Here is a 22016-nt window from a genome sequence, read left to right as displayed (position 1 = left end):
GGGGCGCAAGTTCAGCGCCGTGGCAACGTGACTTGTTATTGCTTGGCGCGGCCGCCCATCACCCTCTGCACGACGCAGAAGACGAACAGCAGCGCGCCGATGACGATCTTGGTCCACCACGAGCTGAGCGTGCCGTCGAAGGCGATCAGCGTCTGGATGGCACCCAGCACCAGCACGCCCGACAATGCGCCGGCGATGTAGCCGTAGCCGCCGGTGAGGAGCGTCCCGCCGATGACGACGGCGGCGATGGCATCGAGCTCCGTGCCCTGGCCGTGCAGGCCGTAGCCGGACAGCATGTAGAAGGCGAACAGCACACCGCCCAGCGCCGCGCAGAAGCCCGACAGCGCGTACACGAGGACCTTGGTGCGGCCCACGTTCAGGCCCATCATCGCGGCCGACTGCTCGTTGCCGCCGACGGCGTACACGGCACGGCCGAACGCGGTGAAGTGCGCGAGCCAGATGGCGACCAGCAGCACGACCAGCGCGATGATGGCGCCCGGCGACAGGAAGCCGTCGAGGATGGGCACCTGCGTCTGCGACATCGCCGTGAACAGCGGGTCATCGATCGTGATCGACTCGACGCTGATCAGGTAGCACAGGCCGCGCGCCAGGAACATGCCGGCCAGGGTGACGATAAACGGCTGCAGCTTGAACAGGTGGATGATCGCGCCCATCGCGCCGCCGAAGCACGCGCCCAGGAGCAGCACGAGCGCGATGACGGCGGCCGGCGGCCAGTGCGCGTGCTGCAGCAGCCAGGCCGAGATCATCGTCGACAGCGCGAGCACGGAACCGACGGACAGGTCGATGCCGCCCGCCAGGATCACGAAGCCCATGCCCACCGCGATCACGAGCAGGAACGCGTTGTCGATCAGGAGGTTGAAGATCACCTGCAGCGACAGGAAGCCCGGGTACACCGACCCGCCGATGCCCAGCATCGCCACCAGCAGGACCACGGTGACGAGAGACGTGAACCACGGCGCGCTCGTGACGCCGCGGGTACCGGTTGCGACCGCGCTCATGCGGACCTCCGCAGGATGTTCTTGAATTCGCTCGACTGCGAAATGCAGACGACGAAGACGACGATGGATTTGACGACCATGTTCACTTCGGGCGGCACGCCCAGCGAGTAGATCGTGTAGGTCAGGGTCTGGATGATCAGCGCGCCGATCATGCTGCCCACCAGGCTGAATTTGCCGCCGGCCAGCGACGTGCCGCCCAGCGTGACGGCGAGGATCGCGTCCAGCTCCAGCAGCAGGCCCGCGTTGTTCGCGTCCGCGCTCTTGATGTTCGACGTGATCAGCATGCCGGCCAGGCCCGCGCAGGCGCTGCAGAACACGTACACGAAGGTGATCAGGGTCGCCGTGCGCAGGCCCGCGAGGCGTGCCGCCACCGGATTGATGCCGACCGCCTGGATGAACAGGCCGAGGGCCGTCTTCTTCACCAGCAGCAGCGTGGCCGCGAAGACGGCAGCGACGACGAACAGCGAGAACGGCAGGCCGGCGAGGTAGCCGCTGCCCAGGAAGAAGAACGGCTCGTAGTACACGGTGACGATCTGGCCGTCCGTCAGCAGCTGCGCGAGGCCGCGGCCCGCCACCATCAGGATCAGCGTGGCGACGATCGGCTGCAGCTTGATGCCGGCGACGAGGACGCCGTTCCACAGGCCGCACAGCAGCGCGACACCCAGCGAGGCCGCCAGTGCGAGCGCCATCGGCGTCGTGGGCTCGCTGCCGCCGATCAGCATCGCGGACACGGTGCCGGACAGCGCGACGACGGCGCCAACGGAGATGTCGATACCGCGCGTGGCGATGACCAGGGTCATGCCGAGCGCCGCCAGCATCAGCGGCGCGGCGCGGTTGAGGATGTCGATGATCGCGCCGTACAGGTGGCCTTCCTTGACTTGCAGGTGGAAGAAGCCGGGCACGAGGAACGCGTCGACGAGCAGCAGCGCGACGAGCGCGCCCAGCGGCCGCACGAGCGGGTGCTGCAGCCAGGCAGTGCGCGATGCCGCTGCCTGCGCGGACGGTTTGACGGTAGCGCCGGTCGTGCTCATGCCGTCTCCCCTGCGATCACGTGCAGCACGGACGTCTCGTCCAGTTCACCGCGCTGGTATTCGCCGCACGCCTTGCGGTCGCGCATGACGATCATGCGGTCGGACACGCGCAGCACTTCCGGCAGTTCGGACGAGATGAAGAGAATGGACATGCCCTTGCGGCACAGGTTACTGACGTAATCCATGATTTCCTGCTTGGCGCGCACGTCGATGCCGCGCGTCGGTTCGTCGAGGATCATCAGGCGCGGATCGGTCGCGAGCCAGCGCGCCAGCAAGACCTTCTGCTGGTTGCCGCCGGAGAGCGTGCCGATCGGCGTCTCGATGCTGGCCGTCTTGATGCCCAGCCACTTGACGTAGTCGGTCGCCAGCTGCTGCTGGCGCTTGAAAGGAATGGCGCGGAAGATGCCCTGCCGCGCCTGCAGCGCGAGGATCAGGTTTTCGCGCACGGACAGCGCGAGGATCGCGCCTTCGTGCTTGCGGTCTTCCGAGCAGAAGCCGATGCCCTCGCGAATCGCGTCGCGCGGGTTCGAGAAGCTCACCTGCCTGCCGTCGATGTCGAAACTGCCGGCATCGAGCTTGTCGGCGCCGAACAGCAATCGCGCCGTCTCCGTGCGGCCGGAGCCGAGCAGGCCGGCAAGGCCCAGCAACTCGCCGCGGCGGATTTCCAGGTCGACCGGCGACAGCACGCCCTTGCGCGCGATGCCGCGGGCGCGCAGGAAGACCTCGCCGTGCTCGTTGGCTGCGCCCTGCTCTGCTGTCTCCGACGCGTGCTCCGCGTCGGCCGGTGCACCGATCATCTTGTTGACGAGCGCGAGGCGCGACAGGTCCGCGCAGGCATATTCGCCTTCGCGCTCGCCGTTGCGCATCACGGTGATGCGGTCCGAGATCGCGTAGGTCTGGTCGAGGAAGTGCGTGACGAACAGGATCGCCATGCCCTCTTCGCGCAGGCGGCGCAGCACCGAGAACAGCATCTGCACTTCCGCCTCGTCCAGGCTGGACGTGGGCTCGTCGAGGATCAGCACGCGCGATTCCGTGTTCAGCGCGCGGGCGATGGCGACCATTTGCTGGATCGCGAGCGGGTAATCGGCGAGCGGTTTGCTGACGTCGACGTGGATCTCGAGGCGCGCGAGCAGCGCCATGGCCTGCGACCGCATCGAGCGCCAGTCGACCATGCCGAAGCGGCGCGGATAGCGGCCGATGAAGATGTTTTCCGCGACCGACAAATTCGGGCACAGATTGACTTCCTGGTAGACGGTGCTGATGCCGAGGTTCTGCGCATCCTGCGTGGAGCGCGGCTGGATGGCCCGGCCCTCCAGCACGATGCTGCCGGCGTCCGGCTGGTAGACGCCGGTGAGAACCTTGATCAGCGTGGACTTGCCCGCGCCGTTCTGGCCCATCAGCGTGTGGACTTCGCCGGGGAACAGGCGCAGTCCGGCATCGGACAGCGCCTTCACACCCGGGAAGGCTTTATGGATGCCGGTGACTTCCAGCACCGGCTTCTTCGAATCGATCATGCCCCGCCCGATCAGTACTTGCGGTTCGGGAGTTCCTTCGCCGCCACCTCAGCCGGGAACACGCCCTCGTTGACGACGATGCGTTTCGGGACCGGCTTGCCGGCCACGACGTCCTGCGCCGTCTGGATCAGCGTCGGACCGAGCAGCGGATTGCACTCGACCGTCACGTTCAGCTTGCCGGCCTTCATGGCTTCGAACGCGCCCTTCACGCCATCGATCGAGATGATGATGATGTCCTTGCCCGGCTTCAGGCCCGCTTCCTCGATGGCCTGGATCGCGCCGATGGCCATGTCGTCATTGTGCGCGTACAGCACGTTGATCTTCTTGCCTTCCGACTTCAGGAAGGCTTCCATGACTTCCTTGCCCTTGGCGCGGGTGAAGTCGGCGGTCTGCGAGCGGATGACCTTCAGCTTCGGATTCGTGCCGATGACTTCGGCAAAACCGTTCCTGCGGTCGATCGCGGGCGCGGCACCGGTCGTGCCCTGCAGCTCGACGATGTTCAGCGGCTTGTCGCCATTCTTCTTGGCGTAATCCAGCAGCCAGCGGCCGGCGCGGCGGCCCTCTTCCACGAAGTCGGAACCGATGAAGCTGACGTACAGCGACGGATCGGTGACCTTGACAGCGCGGTCGGTCAGGATCACGGGGATCTTGGCGTTCTTCGCTTCGCGCAGCACGGTCTCCCAACCGGTTTCCACGACCGGCGAGAACGCGATCACGTCGACGCGCTGGGCGATGAACGAGCGGATGGCCTTGACCTGGTTCTGCTGCTGTTGCTGGGCGTCGGCGAATTTCAGGTTGACGCCGGCCTTCTTGGCGGCGTCCTTGATCGAGGCGGTATTCGCGGTGCGCCATTCGCTTTCGGCACCGACCTGCGAGAAGCCGATCGTGAGGGGTTTGGCGGCGAATGCCGGGATGGCGGCGGCGCACGCGATGGCGGCAGCTGCGCCCAGGAGGGTCCTGCGGGTGATGATCATCACTTAGTCTCCGGAATTGTTGTGCATGGATACTATGACAGAACTGACATATCTATCCAATCATTTTTTTGACGGTAGACATATCCATTTCGACATCAATACAAATGTCGGTTGCATGGCCGAGCCGCCGCGCTATACTTGCCTTTTCATTCACTGACGAGGAGCGCCCCATGAACCAGCCGGATATTGCCCTCCCGTCGGCCGCCTGACCGCCTTTCTCCGCCGATCACCGTCGTCGCTCATCGTCGTTGCGAATGGGCGCGCCAGCCGCGCCGACCTTCCCTGACCGAATCCACCGTTGCCGCCGCAGCTTATTGCGTGCGGCAGCGTGCCCGCGCGTCCGCGCGCTTCGCAACAGGAACACAACGACCATGATAGCCTTCGATATCGCGGCACTGCGCCGCATCGGACTCACCAACCCCATCGCCGCACGCCTCGCCCTGCACGACCGCGGACGACCCGCGCGCGTGGCGAGCGTGCACCGCACGTCGCTCGTCCTGCACGACGGCCTGCGCGAATTCCCCGCCCGGCCGCATCCATCCCTCGACGCCTCGCTTGCCGTCGGCGACTGGGTGCTGTTCGACCTCAACGAGCAAGACGAAGCGTGGGTCCACACGCTCGTCGACCCGCTGAATGAACTGGTCCGGCGCGATGCCCACGGCACGCGCCAGCGGCTCGCGGCCAACGTCGACACTGCCTTGCTGGTGATGGGCCTCGACGGCGATTTCAATCTGCGCCGGCTGGAGCGCTACCTGATGGTGGCCAGCTCCTGCGACGTGGCGCCCGTGATCGTGCTGACGAAGGGCGATCTCGTGCCCGACGCGGATACGAAAGCGGCGCAAGTGGGCGCGCGCCTGCCGGCGACGGTGCCCGTGGTGCGCGCGCATCCGCAGGAAGCCGGCGCGGCCGACACGCTGGCGCCATGGACGGGAGAAGGCCAGACGCTCGTCCTGCTCGGCACGTCCGGCGTGGGCAAGTCGACGCTCACGAACACGCTGACCGGCGCGCAGCAGCAGACGGGCGGCGTACGCAAGGGCGACGACCGCGGCCGCCACACGACGACGTCACGCTCGCTGCACCTGTGCGCGGGCGGCGCCTGCGTGATCGATACGCCGGGCCTGCGCAGCTGGCAGCCGGACGCCGACGAGGACGACGTCAACGCGGCGTTCGACGACATCGAGACGCTGGCGGCGCACTGCCGCTTCCACGACTGCACGCACGTGGAGGAACCGGGATGCGCGGTGCGCGGCGCCGTGGATGCGGACCGGCTGCGCAACTACCACAAGCTGTTGCGCGAGGTGCGGCATGCGGCGGCGACGCCGCTGGACCGCATCGCGGAGCGGGCCAGGTGGAAGGTGTTGAACAAGATGGCGAGGGCGCGGGCACAGGCAAAGCGTTAGCGCCACGTTAATACCGCTGCGTAAAAACGTCATCCCCGCGCAGGCGGGGATCCAAGCTCTGCATGCGCCGCGTTGACGCGTGCAACTTGGGTCCCCGCCTTCGCGGGGACGACGGATCGGAGGTCAACGCATCAATCGCAGCCCGTACAACCCACCCGCCATCGAGCCTTCCTTCGCGACGAACTTGACTTCCAGCTTGCCGTTCGCGCCCTGCACCAGCGCGGGCGGCAGCGCGAAGTCGCGCGTATAGAATTCCTGCGCCTCGCCGGCTGCCAGTTCCACTTCGGCGATCCGCTGCCCATCGACGACGATGTCGAACCTGCGGCCCGCGTCCCCGCGCGCGAACGTCAGGCGCAGCGCCTTCGCTTCGTGCCTGGGATCGTTCAACTGGTAGCTGAACCACTTGGTGGCATGGCGCCAGTGGCGGCCGTTGTTGAGGCCCGCGTCCGCGCCCTCGCCCTTGAAGCCGTGGTCCGATTCCGGCTGTTGCTCACCCGGCGCCACCTGGTCGATGGTCTGCGCGTCCAGCGCCAGGCGCTCCGCTTCGTTCGCCGCGTTCTCTTCTTTCATGCGGGCGAATTCGGCCGGGGTGCTCTGCTGCCAGTAGATCATGTAGCGCGAGTCGTGCAGGCGGAAGAACGGGATGAATTCCGTCGACGACCCCGCCCCGCCCTGCACGACGCCGGACGCCGTGAACGTCAGCGGCTTGCCTTTTACCGGCTTGAAGCGCCGGGTGAAATCCTTGCTGTCCGAGACGAAGGTCGGCGCCGCCTCCAGCGGGCATACCTGGCCGGACGGGCTGTGGCCCATGCGCGAATCGTCCGCGAGGAAGTTCAGGTGCTCGGTCGGGAACGGATTCGTCTTCGCGGCCAGCACGACGGGCCCGTACAGCACCGCGTAGTAATTCGACTTGTCCGGCATCTGCTCGAGGCGCATCGTCATCGGCAGGCTGACGTCGACGCGGTCGCCCTTCTTCCACGCACGCTCGATGCTGACGTAGCTGCCCGGTGCCGCATCGACCTTCACGGCCTTGCCGTTCACCTTAACGGCCAGCTTGCCCGGCGCGACCCAGGCCGGATAGCGGATCTTCAGCGCGAACCTGGCATCGCCGTCGACAGTGATGCGCGTGCTGGCCTGGTCGGGGAAGTTGTTCGCCTGCGTGACCTTGACGTTCTTCTCGCGCCAGTCGAGCGTCGACGGGATGAACAGGTTCACGAACAGCGCCGCCTTTCCATCCCTCTCTTCATGCGCGTAGATGAATTCGCCGTACTTCGCATGGCTCTCGATGCCGGAGCCCACGCAGCACCACATCGCCTGGTCCACCTGCGAATACACGCGGTATTGGTTCGGACGCATCGGCGTGAAGTACACGAAGCCGCCCGTGCCCGGGTGTTCGGACGCGAGGATGTGGTTGTACAGCGCGCGCTCGTAGTAGTCGGCGTAGGAGGCCTTGTCCGAGGTCTCGAACAGCATCTCCGTCAGCTTCAGCATGTTGTACGTGTTGCAGGTCTCCGGCCCCTCGACCTCGTTGATCATGGGGCTGAAATCTTTGTCGTCATGGAAGTGCTCCCTGACGCTGTTGCCGCCGATGGCCACCGTGCGGTGGTCGACGACGGTCTGCCAGAAGAACGCGGCGGCATCCGCCATGTCCTTGCGGCCTGTGAGTTCGCCGATGCGCTTGAAGCCGATGACTTTCGGGATCTGCGTGTTCGCGTGCAGACCCGTCAGCTTGTCCTCGTGCTGTTCCAGCGGCTGCAGGATGGCCTGGTGCGAGAACCTCAGCGCCAGGTCCATGTAGCGCGAATCGCCCGTCATCTGGGCGACGTCGGCCAGCACCTCGTTCATGCCGCCGTGTTCGGCCTTCAGCATCTGCTGCATCTGCTCGTCCGTCAGGCGGCTGGTCAGGCGCAGCGCCCAGTCGGCCATCGCGATCAGCATCGCCTTCGCATCTTCGTTGCCGGCATAGCGGTACGCGTCGCGCAGCCCCGCGTAGACCTTGTGCAGGTTGTACCACGGGACCCACTTGCCGTTGACGGAGAAGTTGTCCGCATGGAGCTTGCCCGCGGCGACATCGCGCCACGCGGCGCGGCCACCGGGCACGCCGCCCACGTAACCGTCGCCGTTGGCCGTCTGCGCGCGCTTCAGCTCCGCGACAAAATAATCGAGGCGCTTCTTGACTTCCGCATCGCCGGTCGACGCGTACATCAACGCCAGGGCCGACAGGTAGTGCCCGCCCATGTGGCCGTCCAGGCCCGACGATTCCCAGTTGCCGTAGCTGGGCTGCTTCGGCGTGAGCCCCGCTTCGCGCAGGAACGGCGCCAGCAGGCGGTCCGGCTCCATCGCCATCAGGTAGTTCAGGTCCGTCGTCTGGGCATCGAGGAAGGGGCTGGGCCCCAGGCGCACGGCCTGCAGCGGGAACAGGTCGGCGGCCTGGGCGCACGTCGCGCCCAGGGTGAACAACAGCGCGGCGATCCGGGTCAGCTTCATTTCAGTTCTTCGCTCACATACTTGTTGAGGTCTTTGGCGTCCACCGTGGGCCAGCCATCCTTGTCCCAGCGGATGTCCATCACTTTCAGCTTCTGCTTGTACTTGTCGGCCGTCTCGTAGGCGTGCAGCACGAGGTAGTCCTTGCCGTCGAACGTGTAGGCGCTGTTGTGGCCGAGGCCCTTCCAGTCCTTGTCGCCCTTGACGACGAGCGAGCCGCCGCCTTTCGCCATATCCTTGCCCTGGCGGTCGAGGTACGGCCCCTTGACGTCCTGTGCGCGTCCCACGACGACGTGGTACGTGCTCTTCGGCCCGCGGCAGCACAGGCCCCACGAGACGAACAGGTAATAGTAACCGTTCTTCTTGAAGATGAACGGTCCTTCGATCTCGGCCGGTGCCGCGTCCTCGTCCGGCGTGAACGCGGGACGCTCGCGGCGCGCGATCGTGTGCCATTCCTGCGGTTCGGCGAGCTTCGTCCAGCTGTCGTCCAGCTTCACGAGCTTGATGCCGCCCCAGAACGAGCCGAAGCTCATCCAGCCCTGCCCCTTGTCGTCCTCGACGACGTTCGGGTCGATGGCGTTCCACAGGTCGCGGCCCGGCACCGACTGCACCATCATGCCCTGGTCTTCCCAGCGGTAGTTCGGCGCGCGCGGGTCGAGCGTCGCATTGGCCGTCACGCCGATGCCCGACGTGTTCTTGCCGAAGCCGGACACCGAGTAGTACAGCAGCCAGCGGCCGTTGTGCTTGTGAACGTCCGGCGCCCAGATATGGTCGTTGAACGTAGGTGCCGCACGCTTCGCCCACGTGGGTTCGCCCGCGAACACGCGGCCTTCCGGCTTCCAGTGCAGCATGTCGGGCGACGAGTAGAACGTGATGCCGGGGCCGGTGCTGTACAGGTAGTACGTGTTGCCGTCCTTCGCCATCACGGGGTCGTGCACGCCGACCTGGGCGGCGTGGGCCGCCCCGGCCAGCAGCATCGTTGCCGCGATTGCGTGCACCTTCACGCGTCAGCCTTCCACAGCCACGACCAGCACCGACTTGGCCGGCACCTTGATCGTCAGCTTGCCGCCGCTGGCGGTGGCGCTGAACGGCACCGGCTTCACGGCGTCCTTGTGCTCGAAGGTGTTGTGGGCGTCCATCGCATCGGCCGTCAGCAGCTGGCCGCGCACGGCACCGACGTTCTGGCCGGCGACGTTCAGGACCACGTCGGTTGCCTCATGCGGGTTCGTGTTGACGAGGGCGACGTAGGTCTTGCCATCCTTCGCCTTCGCGGCGGACGCGCTGATGCCCGGCACGCCCTGGCCGTTCGAGCCGTAGGTCGTGTTGTTCGACAGCGAAACCGGCAGCGACGTCGCGCCCTGGAACGGCACGTACATCTTGAAGGCGTGGTAGGTCGGCGTCAGCAGCATCTTCTCGTTGTCGGTGATGATCATCGCCTGCAGCACGTTGACCATCTGCGCGATGTTCGTCATGCGCACGCGGTCGGCGTGGGCATGGAAGATGTTGAAGTTGAGCGCGGCCACGACGGCGTCGCGGATCGTGTTACGCTGGAACAGGAAGCCCGGGTTGGTGCCCTTCTCGACGTCGTACCAGGTGCCCCACTCGTCCACGTCGAAGCCGATCTTCTTCTCCGGGTCGTTCTTGTCGAGGATCGCGACGTTCTTGCGGACGAAGTCTTCCATGCGCAAAGTCTGCGACATCGTCGAGAACCATTCCGATTCCGGGAAACCGGTGGCGGCGCCCTTCACTTCCCATTTACCGGTCGGCAGCGTGTAGTAGTGGAAGCTGATGCCGTCCGTGCGGCCCTTCAGGTCGCGCGACAGGATGTCGGTCCATGCCGTGTCGTCGCCGGTGCCGCCGCTGGCGATCATCTTCGGACGCAGGTGCTGCGGCGCCTTCAGGAACGTGTTCCACTGGCGGTACAGGTCGGCGTAGTACTCGGGACGCATGTTGCCGCCGCAGCCCCACGACTCGTTGCCGATGGCGAAATAGGCGACCTTGAACGGCGCCGGATGGCCGTTCTTCGCGCGCAGTTCAGCCAGCGTCGACTTGCCTTCCGACGTCATGTACTCGATCCACTCGGCCGCTTCCTGCGGCGTGCCGGTGCCCAGGTTGCCGTTGACGTAGGCGTCCGCGCCCAGCATCTCGACGAGGTCGAAGAATTCATGCGTACCGACCGCATTGTTTTCCGGCACACCGCCCCAGTTCGTGTTGACCTTCACCGGACGCTTGTTGCGCGGGCCGATGCCTTCGCGCCAGTGGTATTCGTCGGCGAAGCAGCCGCCCGGCCAGCGGACCAGCGGCACGTGCATGTCCTTCAGCGCGCCGACGACGTCGTTGCGCCACCCTTTGGTGTTCGGGATCTTCGAATCCGGGCCAACCCACAGGCCGCCGTAGATGCCGGTGCCGAGGTGCTCGGCGAACTGGCCGTAGACGTCCTTGTCGATCACCGCGCCCGGCTTGGACGCGTCGACGGTGACGTTCACCTGGGCGAACGCGGCGCCGGCGCAGAATGCGGCGGCAAGGCCGAGGGCGAGAACTTTGGGTTGGAATGCCTTCATGTGGTCTCCGTTTGTTTTGGTCGTTAAGGTGATTGCATTAACAGCCGTCATTCCCGCGGAAGCGGGAATCCATAGGACACGTGCCGGAGAGGCTCAGTATGGATTCCCGCGTGCGCGGGAATGACGGTCTTGAAGGTAGTGACGGGATCGGAAATGCGACGGTATATCCGTCACACCCACCCGGCATCGACGATGAATTCCTGCCCCGTGCACATCTTGCTGTCGTCGGCGGACAGGAACAGCACCATCGCGGCGATATCCTCGGGCATCAGCTTGCCCGGCAGGCATTGCGAACGCGCGATCTCGGCCTCGCCCGCCTCGTCCAGCCACAGGTCGATCTGGCGCTGGGTCATCACCCAGCCCGGCGTCACGGTGTTGACGCGGATGTTGAATTGTCCCAGGTCGCGCGCGAGGCAGCGCGTCAGGCCGATCACGGATGCCTTCGTGGTCGCATAAATCGGGTAGTTCGGGTTCTTGGCGTGCCACGACATCGAACTGAAGTTGATGACGGAGCCGCCGCCGCGGCGCTTCATGCCTTCCAGCGCGGCCTGCACGGTGAAGAACATCGGACGCTGGTTGATGGCGATGCGCTCGTCCCAGTATTCGACCGACACGTCGCCGATCTGGTGGCGCTGGTCGTTGGCGGCGTTGTTGACGATGACGTCGAAGTCGCCCAGCTTGGCGGCCATCTCGGCCATCACGGCCTGCAGGCTCGGGATGTCGGTGATGTCGCAGTAGCGGTAGATCGGGGCCGTGTGGCCAGCCGCTGCCAGCCGCGCCACCAATGCCTCGCTGGCATCGCGCATGATGTCGACGAAGCCGACCAGCGCACCCTGCTCCACCAGCGCGGCGACGATCGCTTCACCGATCCCGCTGCCGCCGCCCGTCACGAATACCCGTTTGCCTTCGAGGCTACCGTACTTGGCTAAAGGTCCCATCGTCGTCTCCTAAATCTTATTGTAAGCGGCACCAGGATCCCCCCCGGCGCCGCCATCTTTCGTACTTATTCCTTGCCCAGCGCGCCGTCGCGGCGGCGCCAGATGCCGCGCGGGTTCTCGTCGCGCAGCACCGCCGGCAGCAGGGCCTGCGGCAGGTTCTGGTACGCCACGGGGCGCAGGAAGCGGAAGATCGCGCCCGTGCCCACCGAGGTGCTGCGGCCGTCCGCCGTGGCCGGGAACGGACCGCCGTGCACCATCGCGTGCGCCACTTCCACGCCGGTGCCGAAGCCGTTGGCCAGGATGCGGCCGACCTTGCGCTCCAGCGTCGGCAGCAGGACCTGCGCCGCTGCGATGTCGCCCTCTTCCAGGTGGATCGCGGCCGTCAGCTGGCCTTCCAGGTGCTCGACGATGGCGCGCATCTGCTCGACGTCCTTGCACACGACCAGCAGCGAGGCCGGGCCGAACACTTCTTCGTGCAGCTCCTTGCGGGCCAGGAAGGCATCGCCTTCCACGCGGAACAGCGCGGCGTGGCCCTGGTTCTCTTCGTGCTCCAGGCGCAGCAGCGTGGTCACCGCTTCGTTGCTGCCCAGCGCGGCGACGCCGCGGCGGAAGCTCGACGCGATACCGGCGGACAGCATCGTGGCTGGCTGCGTGTCGTTCAGCGCGGCCGTGGCGGCGGCGCAGAACGTGGACAGGCCCGGGCCGTCGATCGCCAGCACGAGGCCGGGGTTGGTGCAGAACTGGCCGACGCCCAAGGTCAGCGACGCGGCGAATTCGCGGCCGATGCGCTCGGCGTGCTGTTCCAGCGCCTGCGGCAGCAGGAACACCGGGTTAATGCTGCTCATCTCGGCGTAGACCGGGATCGGCTGCTGGCGGCCCGCGGCGACGGCCATCAGTGCGGTGCCGCCAGAACGCGAACCGGTGAAGCCGACGGCCTGGATGGCCGGATGCGCGACGAGCGCCTGGCCGATGCCGTTGCCCGTGCCGGTCAGCAGCGCGAACGTGCCGGCCGGCAGGCCGCACAGTTCGACGGCTTTCACGACGGCGCGCGCCACCAGTTCCGACGTGCCCGGATGGGCCGAGTGGGCCTTCAGGACGACCGGGCAGCCGGCCGCGAAGGCGGATGCCGTGTCGCCGCCGGCGACGGAGAACGCGAGCGGGAAGTTCGATGCGGCAAACACGGCGACAGGGCCGACGCCGATCAGGCGGCTGCGCAGGTCCGGACGCGGCGGCGTGCGCTGCGGCAGGGCCGGGTCGATGCGCGGATCCTGCCACGACCCTTCGCGCAGCAGGCTGGCGAACAGTTTCAGCTGGGTGCAGGTGCGGCCACGCTCGCCTTCGATACGGCCGCGCGGCAGGCCGGTTTCCGCCATCGCGCGCTCGACCAGGGCATCGCCCAGGGCCATGATCTGCTCGGCGACCGTGTCGAGGAACGCAGCGCGCTCGTCGTCGGTCGTGTTGCGGAAGACGTCGAACGCCTTGCCGGCCAGGCTGCAGGCCTGGTCGATCTGGCCGATGTCGACCATGTTGAAGGCGGGTTCGATGTGCGTGCGCGCGCCCGGATTCCAGGCCTTGAACGAGCCGCCGGCGCCGCGCTGGGCGACGCCGCCGATGAGGGCTTCGCCCGTGATTTGTGCGATGGTCATAACGTGTTAACTTTTGCGAATTGGGTGGACTGGACGGCGAGCTTGTTGCGCAGCGCGGGGCCGAATTGCGGCGATTCGACTTCGAACGTCTCGCCGGCCTGCACGCTGATATTGTCGGCGAAGCTCAGGGTCGCGGTGCCGAAGAAGTGGATGTGCACGTCGCCCGGGCGGTTGAACAGGCCGTACTTGAAGTGGTGGTATTCCAGGTTGCCGATGGTGTGCGACATGTTCTGCTCACCCGACACGAACGCTTTTTCCCAGCGCACGGCACCGTCGGCTGCGCGGATGCGCGACACGCCTTCGACGTGGGCCGGCAGTTCGCCGACCAGCAGCGCCGGGCCGACGCCGCAGTTGCGCAGCTTGGAGTGCGCGAGGTACAGGTAGTTCTGGCGTTCCGTCACGTGGTCCGAGAACTCGTTGCCGATCGCGAAACCGACGCGGTACGGCTGGCCGTCGTCGCCGATCACGTACAGGCCGGCGATCTCCGGCTCTTCGCCGCCGTCCAGCGAGAAGTCCGGCATTTCCATGTCCTGGCCGCTGGCGCGCACGATCGAGCCGTCGCCTTTGTAGAACCATTCCGGCTGCACGCCGGCCTTGCCCGCTTCCGGCTTGCCGCCTTCGACGCCCATGCGGAACATCTTCATGGAGTCCGACAGCGACTCGACGTCGCCGCCGATCTTCTTGTGCATGGCGTCGCGCGCGTCGGCGCTGCCCAGGTGCGTCAGGCCCGTGCCGGTGACGTAGGTGTGGGCGGCGTCCGGGTGGTCGATCGGGGCCAGCACGCGGCCTGCCTGCGCGATCGCTTCGTAGGAATCTTTGTCGCCGGTGGCGGATGCGTCGGCCAGCGCGGCGAGGCTCTTGCCCTGCGCGATGGCGGCCTTGGCCAGTTCCAGCGTGGTGGCGTAGCCGGTGATGGCGGTGACGGTGTCGCCGTTCAGGATGCCGACGCGGCGGTCGCCGGCGGCTGATTTGTATTGGATGAGCAGCATGGTGGAATCCGTTCGTTCAGAATGACATGGACGCGGGAACGGCCAAGCCGTTCACGCGTCCAGCGTCAAGCTATCAATGGGAATGCTTGGGCACGGCCGAACCGCGGCAGCCGACGAGGAAGTCGAAGTCGCAACCCTCGTCCGCCTGCAGCACGTGATCCAGGTACAGGCCCGCGTAACCGGTACGCGGCGCTTCCTTCTGGTTCTCGGCGCGGTCCGCGAGACGGGTCTTGATCTCGTCTTCCGGCACGTCCAGGTGCAGGCGGCCGGCCTTGCAATCGAGTTCGATGAAGTCGCCGTCCTTGACGATGCCCAGCGGGCCGCCGGCCATCGCTTCCGGCGCCACGTGCAGCACGACGGTGCCGTAGGCGGTGCCGCTCATGCGCGCGTCGGAGATGCGGACCATGTCGGTGATGCCCTTCGCCAGCAGCTTCGGCGGCAGCCCCATGTTGCCCACTTCGGCCATGCCCGGGTAACCCTTCGGACCGCAGTTCTTCATCACGAGGATCGAGTTCTCGTCGACGTCCAGGTCGGGATCGACGATGCGCGCCTTGTAGTGGTCGAAGTCCTCGAACACGACGGCCTTGCCGCGGTGCTTCATCAGGTGCGGCGATGCGGCCGACGGCTTCAGCACGGCGCCGCGCGGGGCCAGGTTGCCGCGCAGGATGCAGATGCCGCCGTCGTCGATCAGCGGGTTGTCGATCTTGCGGATCACTTCGTCGTTGTAGATCGGCGCGTCCTGGACGTTTTCCCAGATCGTCCTGCCGTTCACGGTCAGCGCGTCCTTGTGCGGCAGCAGGTTGCTCTCGCCCAGGCGGCGCAGCACGCCCGGCAGGCCGCCGGCGTAATAGAACTCTTCCATCAGGAAGCGGCCGGACGGCTGCAGGTCGACGATGGTCGGGGTGCCCTTGCCGACGGCGGTCCAGTCTTCCAGTTCCAGCGGCACGCCCATGCGGCCGGCGATGGCTTTCAGGTGGATCACGGCGTTGGTCGAGCCGCCGATCGCGGCGTTCGTGCGGATCGCGTTCTCGAAGTTCTCGCGCTTGAGGATCTTCGACAGCTTCAGGTCTTCGTTGACCATCTCGACGATGCGCATGCCCGACATGTGCGCCAGCACGTAGCGGCGCGCATCCACGGCGGGGATCGCGGCATTGTGCGGCAGCGAGACGCCGAGCGATTCGGCCATGCAGGCCATCGTCGACGCGGTGCCCATCGTGTTGCAGGTGCCGGCCGAGCGCGCATGGCCGGCTTCGGCGGCGAGGAAGTCGTGCATCGAGATCTGGCCGCCCTTGGCCTGCTCGTGCAGTTTCCAGACGGCGGTGCCGGAGCCGATGTCCTGTCCGTTCAGCTTACCGTTCAGCATCGGGCCGCCGGTGACGACGATGGCCGGAATGTCGACGCTCGCGGCGCCCATCAGCAGGGCCGGCGTGGTCTTGTCGCAGCCGACCAGCAGGACGACGCCGTCCATCGGGTTGCCGCGAATGGATTCTTCGACGTCCATGCTGGCCAGGTTACGGGTCAGCATGGCGGTCGGGCGCAGGTTCGACTCGCCGTTCGAGAAGACGGGGAATTCGACCGGGAAGCCGCCCGCCTCCAGGATGCCGCGCTTGACGTGCTCGGCCAGCTTGCGGAAATGGGCGTTGCAGGGCGTGAGTTCGGACCAGGTGTTGCAGATGCCGATGATCGGCTTGCCCTGGAATTCATGATCGGGGATACCCTGGTTCTTCATCCAGCTCCGGTACATGAAGCCGTTCTTGTCCTGGGTACCGAACCACGCTGCGGAACGCAGGGTGGGCTTCTTTTTTGTCTCGGACATTCTTCCTCCGTCGTTTTTGTAATCTGAGCGACCCTTGTCGTCGTCCAGCTCAGCGATGAAGGAAGTCTAAAGGCCGCTAAGATAACTTTCCAATCAATTTTTAGCAGCAATCGATATCGTTATCGACATCGCTGTTACCGCTATCGGCGCTGACCAGCGAATTTGACCTCTGCCAAGCCCTTAATTGTTAGCGATTTTGCAAACACACCGCCCGATTTTGGTGCATCCGCCAGTTGGCCGGCGCGCAGGCCGACTGTTGCGGAAGTGACATACAACATGTCCAGGCCGGGGCCGCCGAACGCCGGGCAGGTCGGCTGCGGCGCCGGCAGCGTCAATACACGGTCGACAGTACCGTCCGGGGCGAAGCGCACGACCTGCCCCGCGCCCCAGCGCGTGCTCCACAGATAGCCGTCCGCATCGATCGTCGAGCCGTCCGGATCGCCCGGGGCCGCGTCGGCCGCCGCGAATTCGCGCAGGTTAGCCACTGCGCCGGTGTCCGGGTCGTAGTCGCAGCAACGGATCTCGCGCGTGCCGGAGTCCGCGTAATACATCGTGCGGCCGTCCGGGCTGAAGCAGATGCTGTTGGCGATGGCGACGCCGCCCAGCGGCAGGCGCTCCAGCGACAGGTCGTGGTTCAGACGGTAGAAGCCGCCGATCGGCTCCTTCGGGTTCTCGGCCTGGTTGAACACGCCGAACACGAAGCGGCCCTGGCGGTCGGTACGGCCGTCGTTGAGACGCGTGGTGGGCAGGTCTGCCTCGACGTCGCAGATGCGGTCGAGGTCTCCGCTGGCGAGATCGAAGAACGCCAGGCCGGAGGCGAGGCCCAGCAGCAGGCGGCCGTCGTCGTGCGTCAGCGCCATCGAGCACAGGCGCTCGGGCAGCGGCCAGCGCTGCAACGCGCCTGTCGCGGGGGCGTGCGACCACAGTTCGCTGCCTTCGATATCGGTCCAGAACAGGTACGCGCCCTTGTCGTCCCAGATGATTCCCTCGCCGAGTACATTTCGGCCATCCACCGCCAGTTCCATCATGTAGCGTCTCTCCTGATTGACTTATTGCGCCACCGAGAAGCGGAAGCGCGATTCCGTTTCATAGACCTCGCCCGGACGCAGGATCGTGTTCGGGTACGTCGGCTGGTTCGGCGAATCCGGGTAGTGTTCCGGCTCGATGCAGAAGCCGCTGCGGAAAATCCAGGGATGGCCCTTGCCGCTCAGCGAGCCGTCGAGGAAGTTACCGCTGTAGAACTGCACGCCCGGTTCCTGCGTGAACAGTTCGAGCACGCGGCCCGTCGTGGGCTCGAACACGTGGACGGCGCGCTTCAGGCCCTTGTCGCCCAGGTGCTTGTTCAGCACCCAGCAATGGTCGTAGCCGGTGCCGTGGCGCAGTTGCTTGTCCGGTTGCGTGATGCGCTCGCCGATCGCGCGCGGCTTGCGGAAATCGAACGGCGTGCCCGTCACGGGGGCCAGTTCGCCGAACGGGATGGATTCCGCATCGATGGGCACGAATTTATCCGCGTCGATCGTGATCTCGTGGGCGAGGATGTCGCCCTGCCCTGCTCCGGCCAGGTTGAAATAGCTGTGCTGGGTGAGGTTGACGGGGGTCGGCTGGTCGGTGACGGCGTGGAAGCGCACGACGATCTCGTTGTCGTCGGTCAGCACATACGTGGCGGTGGCGTCGAGGTTGCCGGGATAGCCCTGCTCGCCGTCCGGGCTGTGGTAGCGCAGGACGAGGCTGTCGCCTTCGGCAGCGGCCGTCCACAACACCTTGTCGTAGCCCGGATCGCCGCCATGCAGGTGGTTGTTGCCGTTGTTGGTCGTCAGCTGGACCTCCTTGCCGTCGAGCGTGAAGCGGCCCTTGCCGATGCGGTTGCCGTAGCGGCCGATCAGCGCGCCGAAATACGGGCTGTCCTTGACATAGGGCCCGAGCGTTTCGAAGCCGAGCGCGACGTCGGCAAAGACGCCATCGCGGTCCGGGACGTGGATCTCGGTGATGATGCCGCCGAAGTCCAGCACCTTGACGACCATGCCGTTATTGTTCTTGAGCGTGTACTGGTTGACTTGCCGACCGTCGGGCAAGGTCCCGAACGGCGCTTGGGTAATTCCGTTTTGCACGTTGTTATTCCTCAGAGGGTAGATGGCCGCCCGAATACCGGCATGCCGTTCTCGTCCCAACGCAGCGGTTTGACGAAGGTATGGCGGTCCGGGTTCCACAACGGATCGCCGACGATTTCCGTATAAGTGCGCGCGTGGTAGACGAGCATGACGGTGTCGCCATCTTCAGCATAGGTAAAGCTGTTGTGGCCGGGTCCGTAGATGCCGTGATCGTAGCATGTACGGAACACGGGCTCGCGCGACTTTGTCCATACGGCCGGATCGAGCAGGTCCGCATTCTCGTCGGCCCACAGCAGGCCCATCGCGTAATTCTCGTCGGTGGCGCTGGCGGAATACGAGATGAAGATCTTGCCGTTGCGGCGCAGGACGGACGGGCCTTCGTTGACCCAGAAGCCGCGGATCTCCCAATCGTGTTCGGGCTTCGACAGCAGCACGGGCTTGCCTTCGATCTGCCACGGCGTCTTCATCTTCGCGATGTACAGGTTCGAATTGCCTTCGATCTCATTGTCCTTCTGCGCCCACAGGTAGTACAGCTGGCCGTTGTGGTTGAACGTGGTCGCGTCCAGGCAGAACGTGTCGATGCCCGTGTCGACCTGGCCCATGAATTCCCACGTGCCTTCGAGCGGATTCGCGTTGGTATTGCGGATCGCGTACATGCGGTGCTGGAACAGCTTGTACTTGATCTCGCGGCTCGGCGCGGCGGCGAAATAGACGTACCACGCGCCCATGTTGAAGTGCAGTTCGGGCGCCCAGATCAGCTCGCTGTACGGGCCCGTGTCCGGCTTGATCCACGCGTCGACGGTGGGCGCGGCGGCCAGTTCCGCGATCGTCTTCGCGCGGCGCAGCTCGATGCGGTCGTATTGCGGGACCGAGGCGGTGAAGTAGTAATAGCCGTCCGTGTGCTTGTAGATATATGGGTCGGCGCGTTGTTCGATGAGGGGTTTCAGTATGGTGTCTTGCATATTGGTCTCGCTGGTGAATCACGCGCTGGCGCGGAGGTCTTCCTTGACGGTAGAGTAATACTCATCGCTGATACGGTACTTGAACATCAGCGCCCCCATCAGGAAATGGAAGAAGCCGGGAATCACGGACAGCATCAGGGCGATGCCCTGCAGCGCCAGCGCGCTCTGTTCCTGGTTCGGCTGGTAGTGGAAATAATTCAGCAGCAGGCCGACCATGCCGCCCGCGAGTCCCATGCCGGCCTTCTGCGCGACCGAGATGCCGCCGAACGCGAAGCCCGACACGCGCTTGCCCGTTTTCACTTGGCCATAGTCGATGGTTTCGGCGATCGCGGACCAGAATACCGGCGCGTGCAGGTCGACGACGAGCGACAGCAGGAAGTACAGGAAGAAGGCCAGCGCCGTGTCGCCCGGCTTGACCAGGAAATAGATCATCACGGACAGCACCGCCACCATCAGCTGCGTGTAGCGGAACAGTTTGACCTTGCAATAGAACTTGGTCACCCACGTCGACACGACCATCGCGATGATCGCGGCCGCGACGCCCGTCGACAGGAAGGCGGACACGGTCTCCGTGTCGCCGTGCAGATAATACTTGGCATAATAGATCGCGACGGAGCCGCGGATCACGTAGCCGATGGTGCCCGTCACGCAGACCGCGCACAGGATCAGCCACTGGTCGTTCTGGGCCAGCACCGCGATCTGTTCCAGCAGCGGCTGGCGCTTCGTTTTATAGACGACGCGTTCGGTCGTCGTGAAGAACGTGAACAGGAACAGCACGACGCCCAGCACCGCCATCAGGGCCATCGCCGCCTGGTAGCCGGCGGCCTGGTTGCCGTGGCCCCAGCGCTGCGCGAGGATCGGCACGACGATCGTGACCATGAACGCGCCGACCTTCGCGAGGAACAGCCGGTAGCCGTTGGCCGACAGGCGCTCCTGCGGGTCGCTCGTCAGGCCGCTGATCAGCGAGATGTACGGCACGCCCACGCCCGACGTCATCAGCGTCATGATGACGTAGGTGGAATAGGCCCACACGAGCTTGGCGTCGTAATTCCAGTCCGGCGTGCTGAACACGGCGTACACGGACAGGCCGTACGGGATCGCGAGGAACAGGAAATACGGCCGATAGCGGCCCCAGCGGGACAGGAAACTGTCCGTCATCTGGCCGACGACCAGGTCGGACATCGCGCCCACGATCTTGACGAGCACGAACAGCAGCGCGAGGTCGGTCGTCTTGAGTCCATAGACGTCCGTGTAGAAGAAAGTGATGATCAGCATCATCGATGAGATCACCACGTTGAGCGCCATGTCGCCGGCGCCGAAGCCCACTTTTTCGAGCGTGGAGAGTTTCTGGGTGTGCATACGGACCTCTTTCCAAACGACAAAGGTGCTACCCGGATTCGTTCCGCGCAGCACCCTGATTATTGCCTAGTGATTAGAAACCTGAATCAGTGTTTCCAACGGAGGGCAAAGCCCACGATTCTGTCGTAACGGCCCGATGCAAAGGTGCGGGCGGCGGGCGCGAAACGGCCCGATGCGGAGGGTTCCATATCGTCTCCAATTTCCATATAAGTATTGTTATGTTTTCGAAGCCCTGAACGGCTTCTGAACTGGCATGCTCATCGGTAATGTTAGGCGCAACATCGAGAACGATCCAATCAATTTTTCCGCAACTTCGATATCGTTTTTTATATGTGTAGGCGCGGATCGGGCAGTATGACAACGATTTCACGTGGCACAATGCGAGGTATCCTCACTTTTGACAATTTCATGCAGGCGACCTTTTCCACGTTCCGCGACCTCATCCTGGACACCGATCCCGACCTCGCGACCACGCCCGCCCAGATCCCGGCCGGCTTCCTGCTGGCGCGCGCGGGCACCATCAGCGCGCACTACATCCCGTTCGATTACGTGAACCACGGGGCGCGGCTCGTCCTTGTCGGCATCTCGCCCGGCTTCGTGCAATGGAAGAACGCCGTGCGCGAGGCGCGGCGCCTGCTGGCGCAAGGTGCCGCGCAGGACGAGGTGCTGAAGGCGGCCAAGTACACCGGCGCGTTTTCCGGGGCGATCCGGCCGAACCTCGTCGCCCTGCTCGACCACGTGGGCCTGCAGCGCTGGCTCGGCATCGCCAGTTGCGCGTCGCTGTTCGGCGCGCACGCGCACCTGATGCACGTGACGGCCGTGCTGCGCCACCCCGTGTTCGTCAAGGACAAGAACTACAACGGCGCGGCGCCGAACATGCTGACGACGCCGCTGCTGCAGGCCCAGCTGCTCGACTATTTCGCGGCCGAAGCGGCGTCGCTGCCCGATGCGGTGTACGTGCCGCTGGGCCCGAAAGTCGGCCTCGCGCTCGACTGGCTCGCGGCGCGCGGCGTGCTGGATGCGGACCGGATCCTGCACGGCATCCCGCACCCGTCCGGCGCCAACGCCGAGCGCATCGCGTACTTCCTCGGCCGCAAGGACAAGGCCGCGCTGTCGCGCCAGACGAACGGCGCGCAGATCGATGCGGACCGGCTGGCGCTACGGGCGAAAATGGCGGCGCTTGGCGTGGATTGAACCGGTCCCATCCCATAGGCA

Annotated in this window: 17 protein-coding genes; 2 read left to right on the top strand and 15 right to left on the bottom strand. The window is 65.4% G+C overall.

The features are described from left to right. Positions 1–35: 35 nt before the first annotated feature. The 4 genes from yjfF to ASD28_RS08660 are packed head-to-tail and all read right to left on the bottom strand — an operon-like array spanning position 36 to position 4538. Positions 36–1019, bottom strand: coding sequence for a galactofuranose ABC transporter, permease protein YjfF (yjfF, locus tag ASD28_RS08675; protein ID WP_056126382.1), 984 nt, complete (start codon positions 1017–1019; stop codon positions 36–38). Continuing rightward, complete coding sequence (locus tag ASD28_RS08670) at positions 1016–2050, bottom strand: ABC transporter permease (protein ID WP_056126380.1); 1035 nt, start codon at positions 2048–2050, stop codon at positions 1016–1018. The genes yjfF and ASD28_RS08670 overlap by 4 nt, the downstream gene beginning before the upstream one ends. After that, a complete protein-coding gene (locus ASD28_RS08665) occupies positions 2047–3564 on the bottom strand; it encodes a sugar ABC transporter ATP-binding protein (RefSeq protein WP_056126378.1) in 1518 nt (505 codons plus the stop codon). The genes ASD28_RS08670 and ASD28_RS08665 overlap by 4 nt, the downstream gene beginning before the upstream one ends. Positions 3565–3575: 11 nt before the next feature. Beyond that, complete coding sequence (locus ASD28_RS08660; RefSeq protein ID WP_056126376.1) at positions 3576–4538, bottom strand: ABC transporter substrate-binding protein; 963 nt, start codon at positions 4536–4538, stop codon at positions 3576–3578. A gap of 371 nt (positions 4539–4909) precedes the next feature. On the opposite strand from ASD28_RS08660, the gene rsgA reads away from it, so the two are divergent. Continuing rightward, positions 4910–5938 (top strand): ribosome small subunit-dependent GTPase A, encoded by a 1029-nt coding sequence (gene rsgA, locus ASD28_RS08655; RefSeq protein ID WP_056126374.1) that lies wholly within the window; start codon positions 4910–4912, stop codon positions 5936–5938. Positions 5939–6061: 123 nt separating this feature from the next. Here rsgA and ASD28_RS08650 read toward each other — a convergent pair whose 3' ends face one another. The 11 genes from ASD28_RS08650 to ASD28_RS08600 all read right to left on the bottom strand — a co-directional run bounded on the left by ASD28_RS08650 (position 6062) and on the right by ASD28_RS08600 (position 20801). After that, on the bottom strand, positions 6062–8425 hold the full coding sequence (locus tag ASD28_RS08650; RefSeq protein WP_056126372.1) for a glycoside hydrolase family 127 protein: 2364 nt from the start codon (positions 8423–8425) through the stop codon (positions 6062–6064). Continuing rightward, positions 8422–9426 (bottom strand): arabinan endo-1,5-alpha-L-arabinosidase, encoded by a 1005-nt coding sequence (locus ASD28_RS08645; protein ID WP_307167801.1) that lies wholly within the window; start codon positions 9424–9426, stop codon positions 8422–8424. The genes ASD28_RS08650 and ASD28_RS08645 overlap by 4 nt, the downstream gene beginning before the upstream one ends. Positions 9427–9429: 3 nt before the next feature. Further along, positions 9430–10983 carry an alpha-N-arabinofuranosidase gene (locus tag ASD28_RS08640; protein WP_056126370.1) on the bottom strand — a complete coding sequence of 518 codons (1554 nt, stop codon included), beginning with the start codon at positions 10981–10983 and terminating at the stop codon, positions 9430–9432. A gap of 170 nt (positions 10984–11153) precedes the next feature. Further along, positions 11154–11921, bottom strand: coding sequence for an SDR family NAD(P)-dependent oxidoreductase (locus ASD28_RS08635; protein WP_056126368.1), 768 nt, complete (start codon positions 11919–11921; stop codon positions 11154–11156). Between the two features lie 65 nt (positions 11922–11986). Further along, positions 11987–13567, bottom strand: coding sequence for an aldehyde dehydrogenase (NADP(+)) (locus ASD28_RS08630; RefSeq protein WP_056126365.1), 1581 nt, complete (start codon positions 13565–13567; stop codon positions 11987–11989). Next, complete coding sequence (gene araD1, locus ASD28_RS08625) at positions 13564–14556, bottom strand: AraD1 family protein (RefSeq protein ID WP_056126363.1); 993 nt, start codon at positions 14554–14556, stop codon at positions 13564–13566. Before araD1 ends, ASD28_RS08630 begins: the two co-directional genes overlap by 4 nt. A gap of 73 nt (positions 14557–14629) precedes the next feature. After that, positions 14630–16372 (bottom strand): IlvD/Edd family dehydratase, encoded by a 1743-nt coding sequence (locus tag ASD28_RS08620; protein ID WP_056126361.1) that lies wholly within the window; start codon positions 16370–16372, stop codon positions 14630–14632. 140 nt (positions 16373–16512) lie between these two features. Further along, positions 16513–17400, bottom strand: a complete 888-nt coding sequence (locus ASD28_RS08615) for an SMP-30/gluconolactonase/LRE family protein (RefSeq protein WP_056126359.1) — start codon at positions 17398–17400, stop codon at positions 16513–16515. A gap of 21 nt (positions 17401–17421) precedes the next feature. Then, positions 17422–18480 (bottom strand): aldose epimerase family protein, encoded by a 1059-nt coding sequence (locus tag ASD28_RS08610; RefSeq protein ID WP_056126357.1) that lies wholly within the window; start codon positions 18478–18480, stop codon positions 17422–17424. A gap of 11 nt (positions 18481–18491) precedes the next feature. Beyond that, positions 18492–19442, bottom strand: a complete 951-nt coding sequence (locus ASD28_RS08605; RefSeq protein WP_056126356.1) for a glycoside hydrolase family 43 protein — start codon at positions 19440–19442, stop codon at positions 18492–18494. An 18-nt stretch (positions 19443–19460) separates the two neighbouring features. Next, positions 19461–20801 (bottom strand): MFS transporter, encoded by a 1341-nt coding sequence (locus ASD28_RS08600; protein WP_056126353.1) that lies wholly within the window; start codon positions 20799–20801, stop codon positions 19461–19463. 408 nt (positions 20802–21209) lie between these two features. Here ASD28_RS08600 and ASD28_RS08595 point away from each other — a divergent pair, with 408 nt between their 5' ends. After that, the gene (locus ASD28_RS08595; protein ID WP_056126351.1) at positions 21210–21995 is read left to right on the top strand and encodes a hypothetical protein; all 786 of its coding nucleotides are present in this window, start codon (positions 21210–21212) and stop codon (positions 21993–21995) included. Positions 21996–22016: the final 21 nt, after the last annotated feature.

Source organism: Massilia sp. Root133, from assembly GCF_001426525.1.
Taxonomy (GTDB): domain Bacteria; phylum Pseudomonadota; class Gammaproteobacteria; order Burkholderiales; family Burkholderiaceae_D; genus Telluria; species Telluria orientalis.
Note: the sequence above shows the minus strand (reverse complement) of the source record. Positions and strands in the feature narration are given on the sequence as shown.